Below are 21,241 nucleotides of genomic sequence, written 5' to 3' on the forward strand. Positions count from 1 at the left end.
TGTAATATTTTCTTACCCTTTATAATCGATTAAGCTTACATAAATAAAATATTAAAATTTATTTTCATTTTAAAAAGAAAAAAACATTTGGAAACACCATCACCTTCAACCCAATTAGTGTACAACTTATCGAATAAATTCTAGAAATATGGCCCAGCGGCTGGAACTAACAAAATTTGTTAAAATGTTTTTATATCATTGTCAAAAATATTGAATTTGCTTTTGGTCCTTTGGATCAAGAGTTCCCCCAGCATAAAAATATTTATATCGTACCCCACATGCGAATATGAATTAGCCTCGAGAATGCTTTGGTTTTAATTAACCAAACCATTTTGAATGATTAAAAATTACTTTGGCAAAAAATTATACAGACTGCTTTCCTTGGACTTTGATCCATGTTTTTCCGTACGTTTTTTAAGTTCCAAATTAAAGCCCCGTTCCTCGGTCAGCTTTCTTTTCGCCTATATATACTCCCACACCCTATTCAATCAATTTTTTTACGCAGCATTATGAAAAAAATTACCCTACTCCTAATTCTTTTTTTCTATTCGTTTTTTGCATTTAGTCAAACTCCATGTTCCAATTTAAGTACCTTGGATTGTGATCAGGTGGAAGTGACTCTGCCAGTCAATTTAAATTTCGATGGAAACCAAGGCGGTATTTTGTCGACCGGTTTTACAATGGTAGACCCCCCTTCCACTATATTAACAGGAGACGACGACATTAATGACGACGATGTTCCTGGTCTGGTAGCCCAGAATATTTCCCTATCCAGTGGGGTTCTGAACGTTACTGCCACCAAAGGAATAAATTACAGTCAACTGTCAGGAACTCCGAATAGTACCTTTACAAATTCTCAAATGAATGCCCTTGGAGTGGGATTCGAAGCTTCTTCGAACGTCATCGATATTGCAGCGGTCATTGATCAGCCAAACTTTACGGGCAGTCTTAATGGTGGAGATAATGGTTCACAACAGGCAGGAATATGGTTTGGATTAAATGAAAACAATTTTGTGAAGTTGGTCGTGGTAAAGGCTAACACTACCCAGCAAAAGATTCAATTTGCATTGGAACATACAGACCCCAATAATGCTGCGAATTTGATAATAACAGAATTGAATACGGGTAATTTCAATACAAGCGGAGTATCACAAATAAATTTTCGTATTTCAATCGACCCTTCCGATAATTCGGTAAGGGGATTTTACAGTTTGGACGGTGGAAGCGAAATCCAGGTGGGACAGTCGGGAACCGATTTTTTAACGGCACCCACAACCTTTCTTAATGGAACGGATCATGATAACAATATAGGCTCTAATAATTTAATATTTGCCGGAATAATGACCACTACCAGAAGGGCAACGGGAGGATCTATGGTCATTTCTTACGATTCCTTTTCTGTGACAGAGGCAATCACTCCTTTTCAGGCACAAATTAACTTTCAAAACAACCCGACCTTTACAACACCGCCAGCAGGTTACCTAGCGGATTATGGTAAAGGATTTGGCAATTCAAGCGTCATCATTGGATCGGATAGCTATGAATATGGCTGGAAGTTGGCGTCGGACGGAACTACACCTATAGACATTTCAAACGAAGCATCCAATAATGGTGGTTCTGGTGCTTTGGGGGGTGCAGGTAGAAATAGAATAGCTACAACTTATTCTGGTGCTTCGGACCAAGAAAAATTAGAGGGTACTCTAATACACTTTCAAGGTGACAATATCATGTCCAATACTGGTGGCACGCAATCATGGGCTGGACAACCCAGAGGCAATGAAGTGATATGGGAACTTGAAATCCCTAATGGCACCTATGCGGTGACGATTGGTTTGGGCGATAAAGATGTTAATAATCTTGACAGCAGACATAGCGCTACCATAGAAGGATATACCATTATTCCAGCTTTTGTTCCCAATGCAGGGCAAACAGTGGTTGAAACCATGATTGTTGAAGTGACCGATGGATTTTTGACAATGAACGGTGTTGGAGGCTTCAACTCCAAGATTACCCACATTGATGTAATTGAAAGTACAGGGACGCCTGTAAATGGTGTTCTTGGTTTCTCCCCAAACTCTATTAGCAAATCTATAGAGGCAGGTGCCGTAGGCACTTTTTCCAGTACACTTTCCGGTGCTGGAGCAACCAATATCGGGTTAATAATCAATGACAACATAAATGCCGTTGATAAGAATATCACAGGATCCAATGATTGGCTGACCATTCCCGCTAGCAATACTGTAGGCCTATTTGATTTCGCAATAGACGCTACCAACTTGGAGGTAGGCGATACGAGAAATAACAAAATAATTGCCACAGCCAAGGGTTTTATCCCCGCAGAATTAGATGCTGATTTAACGGCAACGGCTGTTACCGTTTCAGAAATTACCACACCTTTCCGCATGAATGTTTTCGGTTCGGACTATACGAAAGATACGGATCTATATATCGCGGAGACTCCGGGTTATTTAGTGGAGACACAGCCTACCCAAACTTCCAACACTGGCTATACCCCTTATACGGTACCAGGTGGTCATACCGAGCTTTATTACCCTAGGAGGTTCGGCCCAGAATTCAGTTACGATTTCCCAATTGCTAATGGCAGTTATACCGTTGCACTACATATGGTGGAGAATTTCCAAACCACATCGGGCGCAAGGGTTTTTGATGTTTCAATAGAAGGAAACAACGTCATAGACGACTTAGACCTTTTTGCTTCCTATGGAAAAGGAGCCTTGGCCCAGTTGAGTTTTGATGTGCAAGTACTGGACGGAGAACTCAATATAGATTTTTTGGCCTCCATTAACAATGCGATAGTACAAGCAATAGAGATTGTGCCAGTGCCACAAAGTAACGAGAACGACATATTGACTTTCGCCTTGGCGGAACAGACCGGTGACGCCACTATTGACGCAGGCAACCATTCTGTGGCCATCGAGGTAAACAACGGCACTGATATTACCGACCTTGTCCCAACCATAACTATTTCAGATAATGCAACGATTAGTCCGGATTCAGGTGTATCCAACGATTTTACCAACCAGGTAAATTATACTGTAACGGCCGAGGATGGCACAACCCAGTCGTGGTCCGTTAACGTTACCGAAATGGCCCCTGCCAACACCGCACCACAAATAACGACAGCTACTACCATAGAGGTGGCAGAAAATCAGACAGCAGCCATTGACGTGGATGCCACTGATGATAACGATTCCGAGGGATCAGGACTGACTTTTACTTTGAGTGGAGGTAATGATGATGGACAATTTGACATTGATGCGAGTTCAGGAGTAGTTACTTTCGTAATAGCACCCGATTTTGAGGTGCCAGCAGACTCCAATACGGATAATGTATACGATATACAGGTAACTGTTACGGATTCAGGAAGTCTTTCAATTACCCAAGATATTGCAATTACCGTGGTGGATGAACTTGAAACTCCGACCAATGAGTTCTCCTATATTGAGAATTTCACATACACGCCTGGCGATCTCAAAAGCGTTTCCGGAGGAGCTTGGAATCCTGAGGTCAATAATACCAGCGGTGTTGAGCAGCCCGATGCCCCTGTCGTAGCAGAAGGCCTTACAAGTGGTACTACCCACTCCGTGAATATAGAAAATCTAATCACTACCATAGATTATGCAACGCTCATTAATAATCCCGCCGACCTTGTTGCCAATGTTCCTTTCTATTTTGGTACCTATTTTAAATTTTCCGAAATCGGAACAGGGAATACCAACAGGGTGCGCGTAGCCATACGAGTGGATGACGATGCACCTGGCGATCAGTGGATCCGACAGATTATAGGTAGATACGACGGAAATATAAAAGCTAGATTAGGTTTGGATGGACCAAATTCAAACGCTGGTGAACAAGTGCTTAATGAAGACCAATTAATCCAATTTTTAGTACGAGGGGTCTGGGATGGCACGGGGACCATAACCTATCAATATACTTTTTCCCCTACCCTAACGGAAGGTGATAATCTATGGGTTCCCGGAACAACGCAACACTCAACCTCTGGAACACCTAAATTGGGACGTATCTTTATCGGTTCCACTTCTTTGAACAATACAGGAAAAATTGGGCCCGTTCGTTTGAGTACAGAATATTCCGAGGTAGTCACCGAATTGATGAACAATGTACCAATTGCAAGTTTTACTACTTCCATTTCCGATTTGACGGTTGATTTGGATGCTTCTTCCTCTCAGGACGATGGTTCTATTACTGCCTACAATTGGGATTTTGGAAATGGTGACACCGCAAATGGTGAAACAGTGTCCTATGATTATCCAGTTGCCGGCACATACACCATTTCTTTAACGGTAACCGATGACCAGGGTCTTATAAGCCCTGCAGCAACACAGGAAGTTACAGTGGAATCACCATTAGTTGTTACTTCCTTTCCCTATGGAGTGAATTTTCAGGATGCCGCTACAACTCCGCCAACGGGGTATGTTAAGGATTACGGATTGCCCTATGGCGCCAACGAAGGTGGTCTTACCTACGGTTGGATCAAACTATCTGACGGCCAACCTATAGACCTGACAACTCCGAGCAATGGTGTGGGTCGTAATCGCGGTTCATATCCTGGATTGGATTTATCACAGCAGACCTTGGTTCATATGCAAGGCAATGATGTTGGCAGCTGGACAGGCAATAGGGCCAATGAAGGCGTTTGGGAAATTGAAGTGCCCAATGGTTGGTATGAAGTTTCCGTTAGTGTGGGGGATCCAAATCAAGATGGTAACCTAAGTGAGACACCGGATCATTTTTTAAGTGTAGAGGGCATAACAGCCATTGATATATATGATGTTGATTCCAATTTGCCCAATGGGGATCCTGGACGTTTTAGCAGTGGTACCGTAGTGGTGCAAGTATTGGATGGCAAGTTGACCATTGATGCCGATAATCCCCTTGCAAACAATACCAAAATTAATTCGGCCGTTATTTCTGAAACTACGGATCCAAGATCCACCGAGACGGATATTCTCAGTTTCGTTCTAGTCGAAGATACAGCAATAGCGCTTATAGATTCGGAAAACCATACGGTAACCCTAGAGGTTGCCAATGGTACGGGCCTTACCTTAACGCCTACAATAACATTGTCCGATGGTGCTACTATATCACCTCTATCTGGCATTTCACAAGATTTTAGTACGGCAATAAATTATACGGTTACCGCCGAGGATGAAACCACTTTCCAAGTTTGGGAAGTAACTATCACCGAAGCTTCCCCAGCCAACGAGACCCCAGTAGTGGATAATCAGGCTTTTACAGTAGCAGAGGATGCAGCGATTAATACTATTGTAGGCCAAGTTATCGCGACAGACGATGGCACCCTAGTTTACAGCATAACTGCAGGAAATGAAAGTGGTGCATTTGGAATTGACGAGACAACAGGGGAAATTACGGTTTTAACCTCCCTTGATTTTGAAACTACCTCTCAGTATTTGTTGACAGTAGAAGTCTCCGATGGCGAACTAACAGATGACGCCATTGTAACCATAGATATTTCAGATGTAATAGAAATAGAACCCTGTAGCCCCCTGAGTACTTTACCTTGCGATCAGTTAGCGGTATCAACAGAATCTTTCTCGCTAGATTTTACAACGACAAACGGAAATTTATCGGAATCTGGTTTCACCATGGTACTGCAACCTAGTGCCCGCCTTGTTACCGATGACGATGCGGTAACGGATAAGGCTATTCCCGGCTATGCACCAGGGCTTATCTCCCAAGATGTCACCGGCCTTTCCATTACCAGTACCAAAGGGATCTTCTTTAGTCAACCACAAAACATAGGCAGGACCCCAAATAGTGCAAACACGAATTCGCAGATCAATGCGATGGGGGTTGGCATGAACCCACCCACTGCCAACTTCAATGTTAGTTCAACTTTGATCATTCCCGATTTTAGCGCCAGCGCCGGAAATGGCTCCCAACAGGCAGGTATCTGGTATGGTCTGGACGAAGATCGTTATGTGAAACTGGTCGTTTCAAAAACAACTTCCACAACACAGCGTGTGCAGTTGCAAGTAGAGAATTTGACCAATAATCCTGGTATCATTGAGGAGGTAAATATGGATGGCTTGATCTTCACCCCTGGAGATGCCATACAGCTGCGCCTGGAATTCGACATTACAAACAATACGGTCCAAGGATTTTATACTCTAGGCACCAATGCAGAAGTACTGGTAACAAACGGTACTGCCGATGCTCTTTCGGTTCCGTCCATTTATTATACGGGTATTCCATATGATACAGCTGCTCCTTCAAATTTACTTAGTTTCACAGGTATATTTACAACGCACCGCAATGCAGCGGTTGACCAAAGTATTGCTTTCTTGTTTAAGGATTTCGCTATAGAAGAAATTAGTAGTCCGTTGCTTACCGGAAAAGATATCCTGACCTTTGTTCTTGCTGAGCAAACTGCAACTCCAGTTGCGATCGACATGGACAACCAAACGGTATCTATTGAGGTGGAAAATGGCTCTGATTTTACCGCTTTATCCCCAATTATAACTATTTCCGACGGAGCAACAATAGATCCTGCCGCAGGTCCCAACACCGATTTGGATGATGGATCAGCTATTTATACCGTTACAGCGGAGGATGGGTCAGAAAAGGAATGGACAGTTACCTTGACCGAAGCAGGACTTCCCCTAAACGAAACACCCGTAATCACAGCCAACCAGGCCTTTTCTGTTGCAGAGGATGCAGCGGCCAGTACCATAGTGGGTACAGTGGAAGCCACGGATACCGATTCGGCCAATCTTACCTATGCCATTACAGCCGGAAATGACGACACCATTTTTGCGATTGATGAAAATACAGGAGAGATAACAACCTTGGAGTTATTGGATTTTGAAACCGTAACTCAATATACACTTACTGTTGAGGTTAGCGATGAAGTCAATACTGCTTCAGGACAAATTACCGTTGATGTAATCGACGTAATAGAAGGTTTGCCCTGTAATCCGTTTAGCACTTTGCCATGTGACCAAATTGTAACAACATTGCCTTTAAACATGGCTTTTGACGGTTCCGAGGGAGGATTAACAGATGCCAATGGAACAGCTATAGGCTTTACCATGGCAGATTCCCATTCGGGAAACAGGCTGCCCGAAGATATGCCCATTAGCTATGCTGATGTAATTGGCTATGAGCCTTCAAAATTGAACATTGTCAATTCCAATCTAGTACTGACCGCATCAAAGGGTATTGCCTATGTGGATAACAATGCCCAAGTGAATACCTTGGGAGTAGGACTGCAAAATATTAGCACACCTCTGACCATTGAAACCAAATTATTAGGTATCGCTACAGGGGGTGGTTCGGCACAGGCAGGAATCTGGTTTGGTCTCGACGATGAAAATTTCGTAAAACTGAATGTGAACGGCGACAATGTTGAAATGCGCCGAGAAATCGGAGGAGTTTCGATAAATGGAGGTACTTCACCAGATCAAATTCAATTTTCCAATACAGGGGTTTCGGGCAACGATGTAACCTTAAGATTGGTAGTTGACCCTGTAGCATCCACCATCACCGCCTATTATGCCATTGACAATGGTGCATTTGTTCAACTTACCAAGACCAACTTTAATAATCTTGTCCTTCCTCAAACATACTTGGACGGCAAACAGTTAAATATAGAAAATGGTTCTGCAAGCTTTGCAGGAATTTATACTACCTATAGGAATGGTGCAAGCTTTGACACCGCATTTGATTATTTCTCAGTTTCAGAAGAGAACAATCCGCCGGTAATTGATGATCAAAATTTTGCAGTAGCTGAAGATGCAGCGCTAAATAGTGTTGTTGGTACCGTTGTAGCAACGGACGAGGGCTCGCTAACATATGCTATTACCGCAGGCAATGAAGGTGGAGCGTTCGCCATTGATGGTAGCAACGGAGAGATTACACTATTAACGGCACTTGACTATGACACAACACCACAATATGTCTTGACCATTGAAGTAAGCGATGGTACCAACAATGTTTCTGCAAATATTACCATAGATGTCAATGATGGCGTGGAAGTGCTTCCCTGTAGTCCACTTAGTACTTTGCCCTGTGACCAAATTGAAACAGCGCTACCATTGTCACTTGACTTTACATCAGACAATGGAAATCTATCACAATCTGGTATGACCATGGTCTTGGAACCAAGTGAGCGCTTACCAGAAGATGTCGAAATTGCAGACCCCAATGTATTGGGTTATGCACCTAGCCTAATTTCACAAAGCAATTTAGGCTTGGCCCTAACGAGTACCAAAGGCATCTTTTATAGCCAGTTGGCTTCCCAAGGTACGCCAAGTAGTACCAATACCAATTCTCAAATGAACGCTTTAGGGGTAGGTATAACCACCCCCACTACTACTTTTAGTATCTCTTCAACTTTGGAAAATCCCGATTTTTCAGGCAGCACAGGGAATGGCGCCCAACAGGCCGGTATTTGGTTCGGTCTAGACGAGGACCATTATATTAAATTGGCTCTTATAAAAACAGGCACTGGTTCTACCAAAAAAGTACAGTTACAGGTAGAGAATATGGACCAAAATACCACACAAACGGCATTTTTGGAACTAGATACCCCAAATATAGCCTCCAACACTGGAGAGATTACCTTGAGAATGGAATTAGACCCTGTAAACAACACGGTCCGAGGATACTATACCCTTGAGGGCGGTAGCGAAATCTTAATCACCGAAGAGGGAGTAGATTTCTTCCCTGTTCCGGCCAACTACTTTACAGGTACTTCATACGATACTGCGAACCCTTCGGATGCTTTAAATTTCGCCGGAATATTTACAACACATCGCAATGCTGCAGTTGATCAGTCAATAACAGTTCTATTTAAAGCATTTGAAATTGATGCGGAGCAACCTGCACTTGCATTGACTTTTGATACGCCAGTAATTAATTTCTCCGGTGCAGTTGGTGAAAACATTGCCCCACAAACAGTTACAGTTACGGCAAATTCAGGCAACCCAACTATTACGCTCTCAGATGACCCCGATGCTGGTGGATGGTTGGTTTTACCCACCGACCCGCAGTTGGGAACTTTAGAATTGGGCATTGTCCCCAATCTTCCTGTGGGGAACTACAGCACCACACTATTTGCTGTTGACCAACCGGATATGGGCTATTCCAACGCCGAAATGACGATTAATCTGGAAATAACGGAGCCCATAAATAACTTTGCCATAAACGTAAATTTCTCGGATGCAGTCTCCTTGGCCCCCACGGGTTACGAGAAAGATGCCGGTGATGCCTATGCCGATAGGGGCAATGGTTATAGCTACGGATGGTTGGATGCCAATACCTCTGCTTCGGCAGACCTTACCAAAAATGGTAGAAATAGAGATATTACAGGAGTAAGTGATCTAAACAACACCTTGATCCATCTGCAATATGGCAATGTATCCGCAAATGCTGCCAATGGATATTTACCAGATGCCAAATGGGAAATTGAAGTACCAAATGGTAGTTATTTGGTAACCGTATTCGTAGGTGACCCTACTGTAGATAATCCTGCTGCAAATATTCCCGCACACCGGATAAATGCCGAAGGTGTAAATTTGGTAGATAATTATATCCCAACAGGAGCCATAGGCAGCAGTACTCGTTTTACTTCCGGAAGTGCAACAGTCAATGTTACCGACGGCAGATTGACCATTGACCCCCTAAACGGAGGGCACAATACCAAAATAAATAGTATTCAGATTGTCTCGACAACAACGGCTATACAAACACCACGAGTGGCCGGTGTAACCCCATCCGACGGAGCCATAAATGTTTCCGTAACACCAACAATTTCAGCTAACGAGCTCTTCCTTCCAAATTTTGACAATGAAGGAAATGCTGGTGTGGACAATACAACGATTACCACCACTACCGTTAAATTGTTCAAACAAGGAAACACAACTCCTATTGGAGCCAGTGTTAATGGTACAGGGGGCGGAGATGCCATCAACTTAGCGCCAAACCAACCTTTGGAAGCCAATACCACCTATGTCCTTGTAATCGATGGCGTTTTGGATCTAGTAGGGGAACCTTTTGAATTCTTCACATCCTCCTTTACAACAGGCAGTGGAAATACCGGTCCTGTAACGGACCTTGACAACGTGGCCTTTACAAATGCTGGCGCAGTAGCCAATAATGGTGGTGCTAATGGTGCTGGATATTCCACATTGACCATAGGCCCTGACGGAAAACTATATGGTCTGGTAATAAACGGTGACATTCACCGATGGAGTATCAATACAGATGGCACCTTGGCCAACAAAGAAATTTTAAATACCTGGAAGAGTGCCGCACAAGGTAATTACAGTAGTCGTACAACCGTTGGTCTTACGTTTGACCCCGCTGCAACAGCCAATAATTTAATTGCCTATATAACCCACGATTCCGGTGGTTTGAACAATGCCCCTGCCTGGGATGGAAATCTTTCCCGTTTAACAGGAGCCAATCTTGAAGTTCACGATCTTATCCTGACCAATTTACCAAGATCTAAAAAGGACCACTTAACAAACAGCATGGACTTCAAAGATGGAGAACCTAGGGTTATCTATTTTAATCAAGGAAGCAATAGTGCCGCAGGAGCACCGGACAATGCCTGGGGAAATAGAAAGGAACGTCTTCTTTCCGGTGCCGCATTACGTCTGGACCTAGACAAACTTCCCGAAAGTCAATGGCCTTTAAATGTAAAAACTACTATGGACCCTGTGGCGATTAACAATGTTAATGTTAATTCCCCTACCCTGACTTCTACAGTTGCAACCTATACTGAAGATGGTCAAACTTTTGCAGATGATGGAACTTATAATCCATTTTATGTTAATGCGCCATTAACGTTATTTGCAACTGGTATTCGAAATGCCTACGATTTGGTATGGCATAGCAATGGCCAATTATACATCCCTACCAATGGTACAGCAGGGGGAAGTAATGCACCTGCATCAATCAATGGAACAAGAAGACCGGATGGTACTTTTTATGACCATAGCAATCCTCTTTATCCTGTAATTCCTTCTTCCAATGGCAACAATGTTCAAAGGGATTGGTTGTTCAGAGTGGACCCTAATTCTAGCTTAGGCTTTTACGGACACCCCAACCCTTTATTGGGACAATTTGTGCTAAACAGAGGTGATGCCGATGTAAATAATAGTGCATATAACGGTGTGGAAGCAGACATCAACTATCGTGGAGCTGCATTTGATTTCGAATTTAACAAATCACCCAACGGTGTCATTGAATATAGGAGTAATGCCGAAAATGGCAACCTGCAGGGTGCCCTATTGGTTGTGAGATATAGTGGCAGCAGCGACATCATAGCATTGGTGCCAGATGGTCCAAACGGTGATATTTTAACCTATAAGGCAGGTATACCAGGATTTACCGGATTTACAGATCCATTAGATCTGGTAGAAGATGTTTCAAATGGTAACATCTATGTATCCGATTATGCCCGAAATGAGATCGTATTATTGAAACCGAGCAATCAGGCCGCACCAACACCACTTATCGTATTGAATACCGAGGAAGTTACGGGTGATGCCATAGCCAACTCTGGTACATTTACCCAAGAGGTATTGTTCTCCAATTTAGGTAATGCAACCTTGACCAATATACAAGCAGAATTAACAGGAGCCAATGCAGGTGAATTTACTGTTGTAGGAATGCCTTCGAGTATAAACTCACAGAACTCTGCTTCTTTTGATGTATTGTTTACACCCACCTCCAATGGGCCCAAATTTGCTCAGTTAACAATTACGGGAAGCGATGCGGAACCTGTTGTTATATCCCTTAATGGTTTGGGTAAAACAGGAACCGGTGGCAATAACGAACCTTCATTGCAATGGATCTTGGATACCCATTTAGGAGCAGGAACGGTAAACGTTGGTGACACCAATACGGCCACAAACCTTATTGATCTACCAAACGGCAGCACCTATAACGACATATTGGGGGATGAAGTGGCCGTACAGGAATTTGAGCGGGCTATCGATGCACCAGTAACCTTAGAGGTTTTGAGCGTATATGGCCCCACTACGACCAATCCAGTTGTAGGCTTTGGATGGTATAGTAGCGGAAATGCCGCTTCTACGAACGAACTGTTTACAGTAACAAATTCGCCTACAAGTAATGGGCAGACCTTAAATGCTCCTGTTACAGGGGTTACCGAATTCGATCCGGGCGTAGAAAGTTTTGGCTTCTACAGCAGATGGCCTTTCTTTCAAAACAGACAATTGTTTAGTGAAGATGCCTTAAATACCTTCACCGGAGCTATTCCGCATCACGTAAGGGTGTATGAACTTCCGGGCGAGAGCAACGCATACATTATTGCCACTGAAGAACATATCTCAGGTTTCGACTATCAGGATATCGTGGTTATAGCAAGAAATATCCGTCCCGTTGGCGGTACACCTGTAGTGGCATGCTCCCCTATAAGCACCTTGGACTGCAGCGAGCTGGAAGTAGCACTTCCATTCTCCTTGGACTTAGATGGCACCGAAGGTGGCTTGGCCAATACTGGCTTCACCATGGTAGATAATCCTTCTGCAAGAATTGCTGAGGATGGGGAAGTATTTAATGCAAACGTACCTGGATTTGAGCCTGGGCAAATAAATTTCTTAAATGGTAATTTATTGATAAAGGCCAATAAGGGAATTGCCTTCTCCTCCAATACATCAAGTACGGAGGTAAATTCACAAATCAATACTCTTGGAGTGGGAATAGATGCTGACGATTATGGCAATTTCAGTATCACAACCACAATAATAAATCCTTATACCGATAGCACCAATAACTCGGAGCAGGCAGGTATTTGGTTCGGCTTGAATGAAGATAATTTTGTTAAACTGATTGCCAATGGCGCTTCACAAATAGAATTGCGATCAGAGGTAAATGCAGTTTCAAATAATGTAGATCAGGTGATAGAGGTAGTGCCCAATTTAAATACAAGCACGGTGCAACTTCGATTATATGTAGACATTGACAATAATGAACTTGTGGCTTTCTATTCCTTGAACGGGGGTGCTGAGCTAGAGTTAGGGTCATTGCCCTTACCCAATGTATATGTCAATGGCAATACCGCGTATGACAACTTAAGCTTTGCCGGTGTTTTTGCCACCAAAAGACGTGAAGCTGCAGCAACGGAAGTAGTATATACGATATCTGATTTTGCCATTACTCCTGATAATACTACAGTTGCCTTTGAACCGATCAATATTAACTTCTCCCTACCGGAAGATGTTCCTCCAACAGGTTATTTGGTGGATTCTGGACTGGGCTTTGGAGATCGAGGCAACACCTACAGTTACGGATGGTTGACAACGAATGGACTTACTCCTTTGGATTTATCACAAAATGTAAGAAACAGAAATGTTACCAATGTTGATATTTTAAGAAATACGCTATTGCACATGCAATATGGCAATGTAGGAGGATCAACCGGAGTTTTAACCGAAGGTAGATGGGAAATTGAGGTGCCAAACGGAAATTACAATGTAACCGTAGGAGTTGGAGATCCTAATATAGATGGTCAAGAAGGTACTGAACCTTTCCATTCCATTAATATTGAAGGAATAAATGCTATTGATCGCTATTCTCCAACAGGCGCGGTAGGCGCATCTACCAGATTTACTTCTGGTTCCGCTACGGTAACCGTAACAGACGGCCGATTGACCATAGATGCCTCTGGTGGTTTCAACACCAAGATCAACTCTTTGTCCATAACCCAAGATGGTACAATAACACAACCGTTCTTCGCCAATGTTACGCCAGCGAACAACAGTAACAATGTGGCCATAACGGACTTTCAGATCAATGTTGAGGTGGTAACCCCTGTGGGCTACGAGCTTGATAAAGCCACTTTGGCCGGAAACATAAATCTTTACGAAGTAACAAACGCCGGAGAGGTATTGGTTCCTTCAAATTCAAATGACACAGGAGGTGGGGATGCAATAACGCTAACACCTTTAAGCAGCCTTAAAACCTTCACCACATATACTTTCCGACTTACGAGTAACATTGAGGCAAATGTAGTCGGCGATATCAATGATCGTTTGCCATTTATGCCGTTTGAATCCCAATTCACAACAGGTGATGAAGATGTGGTTGTAAACTTGGATTTAACAGGTGTAGAATTCTTTAAAGTAGAAGGAGGACCCCTATTGGGCGAAGGCACCACTAATCAACGTTTCTCCAGTCTTGTAATAGGACCTGATGGTAAACTATATGCAAGTACCATTGGCAACTTTAATTCGGATGGTAAGATCTATAGATGGGATATGGCAACGGATGGTACCTTGGAGAATTTGGAAATACTATCTCCGGAACTACAAGGCGCAGCACATCCAGTATCCGGTCCTAGAAATAATAACGACAGATTGATTATTGGCCTGGTCTTTGACCCAGCCTCTACTGCCGACAATTTAATTGCTTACGTTACGCATAGTGCAGCGTCTATTACAGATGGTCCGGAATGGGATGGCATCTTGTCCAAACTTACCGGACCAACACTTTCCAACGTGGAGGATTTGATCATTCACTTACCAAGATCTGGTAAAGATCATTTAACAAACAGTATTGTCTTCGACCCACAAGGAAATTTATATATAAACCAAGGAAGTAATTCCGCAGGTGGTGAACCGGATCCCAACTGGGTGAACCGACCAGAAAGATTGCTATCGGCAGCGGTCTTAAAAGTTGATTTCAATAAAATGCCGTCAACACTTCCTTTAAGCGCGTTTACTACTGACAATATTGGAATAATCAATAGTGCGTCATCTGCGAGCCTAACCATGAGCGACGGATCTTACAATCCTTATGCCACCAACTCACCTTTGACCATCTATGCCACGGGTATACGTAACGCCTATGACTTGGTTTGGCATTCAAATGGTTGGTTATACATTCCTACAAACGGAACGGCAGGTAACAATAACAACTCGCCAAACTCGCCGTCTACGGCCAACTATGACTTGGCAAGGCGTATTGATGGGCTGACTACTATTCCGTTTGCTCCGGCATTGAACGGTGGAGAAACACAGAAAGACTGGCTGTTTAAAACGCAAGGAGGTTCATACCACGGTCATCCAAATCCATATAGGGGAGAATTCGTACTAAATCACGGTGGCGCTCCTTATAGTGGATTGCCAGGACAAGAAGAGACATCATATACCGATGTTGCCAAATATCCAGATAATCTAGGGCCCGATCCTAACTACAGGGAGCCTGCATACGACTTTGGAAAAAATAAGTCTCCAAATGGGGCCATTGAATATCAAAGTAATGCCTTTGGCGGAAAACTAAAAGGCCTACTAATGGTAGTTCGTTTTAGCGGTCAAGATGATTTGTTGGTAATGCAGCCTAAACCAAATGGGGATATCGCCAATACAAATGGAGATGTAACCGGGCTTGGTGGTTTTGATGATCCTTTGGACGTAGTGGAAGATCCTCGAACAGGTAACATGTATATCTCGGAATACGATAGGGATAACAATGGAACACCAAAACTAACCCTATTAAGGGCAACAGTTCCTGCCGTCTTAGGACCTGAAATTGCGGCTACACCGGACGAATTGATTTTCGAGATGACCGTTAATAACGAAGGTAGTAACACAGATACCAAAGTGGTTACTATTACTAATGACGGTAATGCAGTATTAAATATTTCCAGTGCGAGTATCACTGGTGCATATGCTGATCAGTTCGAGAATGTTGTTCCTTCAGGGGCTATATCATTGAATCCAGGCGAAAATCAGGATTACACGGTAACCTTTGCCCCAGATTTGAATGGTTCAAATTTAGGATATCAACAAGCAAGTTTGACCATTGTAAGCAATGATGCTGTAAACCCAACTTTTGAGGTAGGTCTTCATGGCTTGAAAAAAGCAGGATTTGAAGGCGGACAGGAGCCTGCACTACAAGATGTAGTGGATGCTTTGGGTATTGGTATCAATGTAGGTTGGACATCTCTATCAAGCTCTACCAATCCAGATCCGGTAGGTGACGAAGTAGAGGTAGAATTATGGGTAAAGGCAGGCGATGGCCCTGTAAACGTAACACCGGTAGGTCGTTACTCTCCCCAAGAGGAATTACCGTTCGGTTGGTATACCAACAATGGCAGCGTTACCCACCATGAAGTCGGAATTTTGGCTAGCGGACTTGCCAATGCACAGACCTTGTTCCCGCCAGTTGGATCCGGAGATTCGTCTTTTGACCCAGAAGGTGCCGTTTTTGGTTTCTACGTAGAATCTGAAACTTTCGGAAGGTTTAATTATACGGAAGATGCCATTAACACTGGGATAGCCCACAGAACAAGAATATACCCGATGACAGATCGGGAAGGCAACCCTATTGAAAACAGCTATCTAATTACTTTTGAAGACGCTACTAATGGTGATTATCAAGATTACATGTTTATTATAGACAATGTATTTCCTTTCGAGGATGGCACCTTGGTATTGAATTTTGATGAGCAGAACATAGATTTTGTCGCTTCCAGAAATCAAGAAGATGTGCCGGTACAACAGTTAACACTTTTTGGAAATGGTGGGGTTACAGCCGGACAAATCAATTTGACAGCTTCCGAAGATTGGGTTGTGCTTCCAACTGATTTCGAACTTAATTCTCCGTTCGATTTAGGAATTGATGCAACAGGACTGGCATTAGGAACATATGAAGCAACAATAACCGCTACAGCACCAAACTATCTGGATGCCGTTATAAATGTTAGTTTAAGAATTACAAATGAGTTGGTCTATACCTATCAATTTAATTTCCAAGATCCTGATGATATTGAGACTTCACCAGTAGGTTATGTAGACGACATTGGAATGCCATATGGTACCCAAAGCACATCTTTGGGCGATATGACCTTTGGATGGGTGGATCCAGGCACTTTTATTCCTGCCGATGCTAGTGTTAATGCCAGAAATAGAAATAATGGCACCAATGACAATGCTTTATTAAAAACGTTTACCATAATAGGACATAGTTCACCAAACTCCTACCCACAGTTAGATTGGGTAGTAAATGTTCCCAATGGCACGTATTCCGTAAATATCAGTGTTGGTGATCCCGATTATTCCGACAGTAATCACGTGTTGGATGCGAACGGAGTGACCATTGTTGATTATAACCAAGAGAATGATGCCCCTGACGATTATAGCAATTTTGAAGAAACCAAATTGGTAGATGTCATAGACGGTACCCTAAGATTATCCTTAGGTACCGGAGGTGCGAATGCTAAACCAAATTATATCCGACTGGCACCATTTGATAGTTCCTTGATTCCTCCAACTATTGTGGCCAATTTTGATGGAAACAATAGTGCAACAAATACCTATAGAGGTAGTGTTCAGGTGAGTTTAGAGGCTATAGACGAAAGTAATAGCGGTGGAATTGCCAGATTGGAATATGTGTTGGATGGCAATGCTACGGCGATTTACACAGATCCGTTGGATATAACCACAGAAGGTGCCCACACTTTGATAGTGAGCGCTGAAGACAACAACGGAAATACTTCCGAAAAAACCTTCAACTTCACCATTGAGACCCCAACAGGTGCCCTCTTGGCCATTGAAAACATGACCAAGGTTCCAGGTACGGACAGAGGGTTCCCTGCAGATGATTATTACACCTTCCATAGATTAGGTTCACTAGGACAGGCTTTGGTTCATGATGCAAATGTGATGCGATTGAACAATACCGGTACTGGGGACTTGGTTGTTACCGCAATCAATCTTTCGGATAGCAATGATTATACCTTCGAATTATTGGATGCTACAGGTACTTCAGCTAGTTTACCCATAAATATAGCAGCTGGAAGTTATGCAGATTTGGATATAACTTTTATAGGTACAACGGGCACCGGCTCAAATGGTATTTTCGTTGAAAGTATTGAAATAGTTTCAAACGCCGATAATGCATTGGAAAATAAGGCAACCCTACATGGGGCATATTCCCCACAACCAGAAGGTGGTGATGAAATTAATGCCCAAGAAGTGTTTGATGCCTTCGGTTTCCAAACCAGTATGTTGAGTATCGTAAATGATGAGGGCACTATTGTTCCTCCAAATACGAAGACCACTAATCCAAGCTCCAATTATCCCGTTGCAGCTAATATTGATGCAGGTTATGAGGGAGATATGATTCTGTCCAGCAATTTTGTTCAGGCAGATCCTTCCAAACCGGTAATAGGAATACAATTGTCCGCATTACATGGTGGACCAAGTTCCAACGGCGCCCAGTTTGTTGCTGTTGGCGGAACCAATACCGTGGGTGGAATTAACTTCTCCCATAATGCCAGTTATTATCAGACTTTATTGCCTAAAAATAATGGAGGAGCTATTAGTTTTGATACCTCAAACAACATATCTGGCGCCTTTAGGATAGCTGTTTCCGGATACTTGACTTCCGGCGGCAATAATATAAATGGCAATAGACCTGATCTTTTAGGAGCAAGGGTTTACAAGGTTATCGACCATAATGGCAATGTAATTCCGAACGAATATATTGTATTGCAAGATTTCGTTCAGGGAGGATGTGGAGCAGGTTCAGCCAATTGTGACTGGAACGACAACACCTTCTACTTTATCAATATTAGACCGGAAGGAGTACCCAGCGCACAACCTATAGACGACCTTTTGGTGAATGTGGACGAATTGTTCAATGTGGATGTCAACCAGTATTTTGACAATGGATATCCTGGAAACACATTGGATTTTACTGCCACTTCAAATGGAAGTGCTTTGCCATCCTGGATGAGCTATAATTCAATTACTGGTGTATTACAAGGTACAGCACCATTAGGTACCACTGGAAGCTTCTCAATTTTGTTGGAAGCAGAAGATGCCAACGGACTTACAGCATCCACTACACTAATAGTGAATATTAATGAACCTCCGGTTGCAGTAGATGATGAAGCAGCAACACAAAAGAATTTGGCCATCAATTTAGATCAACTGCTCACCAATGATTCCGAACCAAATGGAGAGGATATACTAATAGTCTCTGTGGATACTCCTCAAAACGGAACAGCGGAATTAAACTCCGAAGGTACCGAGGTACTGTATACGCCAAACAACGATTATTTTGGTCCGGATAGTTTTACATATACTATTGAGGACGAATCAGGGCTTACCGCAACAGCAAATGTTCTGATTACCGTGAATGAAGAGAACCAAGCACCTTTGGCTATAATATCCACAAACATTAATGAAGGGCCAGCTGCCTTAGTTGTAGCCTTCGATGGAAGTGGATCTACGGATGACAAAAATGACATTGTAGGATACCTATGGGACTTTGGAGATGGATCGGCCAATTCAAATGATATGATTGCCGAACATACCTATACCTCTGCAGGGGTCTACACGGCAAGTCTAAGTGTTACGGATTCAGAAGGTCTGTTCAATACGGCTACGGTAACCATTACGGTATCAACACCACCTAACACCAATCCTGTAGCAGTGGCTACCGCTACCCGTGGTTCATCTGCATTACAGTTTAACTTCAATGGTGCAGGTTCCAATGATGCGGAAGGTGATCTTACCTATTCATGGGACTTTGGGGATGGTACTCCAGTTGCAACAGGAGTGTCTCCAACACATACCTATGTAGTATCTGGAATCTATACAGTAAGACTAACTGTGACCGATGAAGGAGCTTTGACAGATAGTACTACCATAACAGTGGACACACAAGAGCCGGTTATTGGAGACTTTACACTGCGTATCAACGCCGGTGGACCAGAGGTTAGTCACGATGGCAATGTCTTCTCTGCTGACCAGAACTTTGTTGGAGGGAAAACATATACCAATACCAGTGCAACGGTGCCGGCCTTGTACCAAACGGAACGCAGCGCCTCACCACCGACCTTTGGTTACGAAATACCGCTTGCCAATGGAGAGTACAGGGTAACGCTTCATTTTGCAGAGATATTTTTCGGAGCAAATGGAGGCGGCACCCTAGGAACGGCCCAACGAATTTTCGATGTGGTCATGGAAGGAAACACCATATTGGACGACTTTGATATCAATGCAGCCGTAGGTCCACAGACCGTTACAACCCGAACCTTTGATGTTGTAGTTGAAGACGGTATTTTGAATCTAGGTTTCGATGCAACTGCACCCGATGGTGTAAACCAACCGAAACTATCAGCTATTGAAATATTTGGTCTAGCCGAACCTAACATTGCCCCAACAGCAGTGGCAACTGCATCTCCTTTGACCGGTACGGCACCATTGGAAGTAAGTTTCGACGGAAGCGGCTCAAGTGATGACAAGGGCATAGATAGCTACTTGTGGAACTTTGACAATGATCAAGCTACATCATCAACTGAAACAGCAACTTATACCTTTGATACTGCTGGGGTTTACAGTGTTACTCTTACTGTTACCGATGCAGAAGGCGAAAGTGATACCGAGACAATTGAGATTAATGTTACGGAACCAATTAATACAGATCCAATAGCTGTTGCTTCGGCAGATGTATTAAACGGGATTGCTCCGATGGAAGTTAATTTTGATGGTAGCGGCTCGTCCGATACCGAGGGCAATTTGTCCTACCTGTGGGATTTTGGAGACGGAACACCTATATCCAACGTTGTTTCACCAACTCACACCTTTGCAACAAATGGTGTCTATACCGTTACACTCACTGTAACCGATGAAGGACAATTGACCGATTCGGCCACCCTTACCATTACGGTAGATAACCCAATAACCGGAGATTTTGTCCTAAGGATCAACGCCGGTGGGCCAGAGCTTAGTCATGATGGCAATGTCTTCTCTGCTGACCAGAACTTTGTTGGTGGAAAAACATATACTAATACCAGTGCTACGGTGCCGGCCTTGTACCAAACGGAACGTAGTGCCTCACCACCGACCTTTGGTTATGAAATACCGCTTGCCAATGGAGAGTACAGGGTAACGCTTCATTTTGCAGAGATATATTTCGGAGCAAATGGAGGCGGTACCTTAGGAACGGCCCAACGAATTTTCGATGTGGTCATGGAAGGCAGCACCATATTGGACGATTTTGATATCAATGCGGCCGTAGGTCCACAGACCATTACAACCCGAACCTTTGATGTTGTAGTTGAAGACGGTATTTTGAATCTAGGTTTCGATGCAACAGCACCCGATGGTGTAAACCAACCGAAACTATCAGCTATTGAAATATTTGGTCTAGCCGAACCTAACATTGCCCCAACAGCAGTGGCAACTGCATC

General features: G+C 43.3%; 1 protein-coding gene. It reads left to right on the forward strand.

What is annotated here, in order from left to right:
• Nucleotides 1-509: 509 nt before the first annotated feature.
• On the forward strand, nt 510-21,241 hold a 20,732-nt coding region (locus LV92_RS11965; RefSeq protein ID WP_170126314.1), incomplete at its 3' end, for a malectin domain-containing carbohydrate-binding protein.

Origin of the sequence: Arenibacter echinorum (assembly GCF_003259375.1) — a bacterium.
GTDB lineage: Bacteria > Bacteroidota > Bacteroidia > Flavobacteriales > Flavobacteriaceae > Arenibacter > Arenibacter echinorum.